Origin of the sequence: Thermococcus sp., assembly GCF_027063845.1 — an archaeon.
Lineage (GTDB): Archaea > Methanobacteriota_B > Thermococci > Thermococcales > Thermococcaceae > Thermococcus.
In genome coordinates this window covers 1-1,985 of the sequence record NZ_JAMOQU010000012.1, presented here as the reverse complement: position 1 = coordinate 1,985, position 1,985 = coordinate 1, and the positions used below count along the sequence as shown (strand labels likewise).

The 1,985-nt window shown below is 54.7% G+C and carries 3 protein-coding genes; all 3 read left to right on the top strand.

Annotation, left to right across the window (positions count from 1 at the left end):
• On the top strand, window positions 1–1,166 hold a 1,166-nt coding region (locus MVO87_RS00975; RefSeq protein ID WP_297551890.1), incomplete at its 5' end, for a PQQ-binding-like beta-propeller repeat protein.
• 15 nt (window positions 1,167–1,181) lie between these two features.
• Window positions 1,182–1,463 (top strand): hypothetical protein, encoded by a 282-nt coding sequence (locus tag MVO87_RS00970; RefSeq protein WP_297551888.1) that lies wholly within the window; start codon window positions 1,182–1,184, stop codon window positions 1,461–1,463.
• Window positions 1,460–1,985 (top strand): hypothetical protein (locus MVO87_RS00965; protein ID WP_297551886.1); only part of this gene is annotated, 526 nt, incomplete at its 3' end. The genes MVO87_RS00970 and MVO87_RS00965, both read left to right, overlap by 4 nt.

Genomic DNA, 1,985 nt, shown 5'->3' with positions numbered 1-1,985 from the left:
TTCCGCAGGGCGGGGAGACGCTGGTCATTAGGGCCTTCGCCGACTCGGTGTACGTCAGCGACAGGTTGCTGTACCAGAAGGGCGCCCTCAGCACGCTGACCGAGGAGCAGGCGAGCGTGGACTCAATTAGCATTGAGGTTGGGCAGGCCACCGGCACGTGGCCGATGTTCCACCACGACCCACAGCACACCGGCGTTGCTGACGCGCACAACGTGATTTACGTCGGAGGTTATGACCACTATCTCTATGCTATCAATCCCGATGGGAGCTTAAAATGGAAGTACCAGACTGGAGACCGTATTTTCTCTTCCCCGGCAGTAGCTCCAGATAGGACAATCTACGTCGGGAGCCACGACCACTGTTTCTACGCCATCAACCCAGACGGTAGCTTAAAATGGAAGTACCAGACCGGGGACTATATATACTCCTCTCCGGCAGTTGCTCCCGACGGAACAATCTATGTTGGAAGTTATGACCACTACCTCTACGCCATCAATCCTGATGGGAGCTTAAAATGGAAATATCTAACGGGGAACAAGCTGTATTCCTCTCCAACAGTAACTTCCGACGGAACAATCTATGTTGGAAGTAATGACCGCAATCTCTACGCTATTAACCCAGACGGTAGCTTAAAGTGGAAGTTTTGGGCTGGTAGTTATGTGTACTCCTCTCCAGCAGTAGCTCCAGACGGGACAATCTATGTTGGAAGTTATGACCACTACCTCTACGCTATCAACTCAAATGGTAGCTTAAAGTGGAAGTATCAGACCGGGGACTATATATACTCCTCTCCGGCAGTTGCTCCCGACGGAACAATCTATGTTGGAAGTAATGACAACTACCTCTACGCCATCAATCCTGATGGGAGCTTAAAATGGAAGTATCAGACTGGACGTGATGTATATTCTATTCCGGCAGTAGCTCCAGATGGGACAATCTACGTCGGGAGTAATGATAGCTACCTCTACGCTATTAACCCAGACGGTAGCTTGAAGTGGAAGTTTTGGGCTGATGGTTATGTGACCTCTTCCCCAGCAGTAGCTCCCGACGGAACAATCTACGTCGGGAGCGATGGTCGCAACCTCTACGCCTTAAACCCAGATGGGAGCTTGAAGTGGACGTACCAAACCGCAAGTTGGATAAGGTCTTCCCCGGCCGTCGTCTGAAGGGGGTGGTGAAAGGTGGTGTATAAGTGCACAAGGTGTGGGAAGGAGTTTGAGACCGGCGCCGTCTTCATCAACGGCAGGGTTTACTGCCAAGACTGCGCCGACCTGGTAGAGGACATCATCAACGACTACGTGGCCAGCTACATGGAGGCGAAGCTCTTCGGCAACAACCCGCCCGACCTAACTGAGTACCTCAACAGCCGGGCCGAGGAGATTGAGAGCCTCAAGCTGAAGCCGAGCTGGTTCCGCCTGCAAATACTGACCAGGATACTCAACCAGACGGGTGGTGCGCCATGAGGCTCAACGAGGCAGTCATCAAGGGGCACGTGACGGTCGTGGTCACGGACGTTGAAACCGGTGAGCGCTGGAAGGTGGAGACGGACAACGTTATCACCTCAGCCGGCATCGCCCTACTCCAGCAGGCTTGGCTCACCGGCAAGTTCGTCGCGGAGTACAAGAAGCCCGACGAGACGTATCAGTGTCCAAACGACATCTCCCTTTACAGGCGCCCGCAGTGGGCAATCGTCCTTGGCACCGGCTCCGGAACGCCCAGCGAGAGCGACACCGGACTGTTCAACCCCATCAACGCATCGGCCCGTGGTGAGGGTCAAGACGGCCTCAGCATCTCCATCGAGGACATCTACAACAACCAGAACGAGAAGGTCGGCGAGAGGCTCGTCATCACACCCCTACCGTGGGGCGCCGACGCAAAGCTCGAACAGCTGAGCAACGGCTGGCGCTACTGGGCCCGCTACATGCCCGAGGAGCTCAATGGTCAAACCATTACGGAGGTCGGCGTCTATGAGAACATCCCGTTCC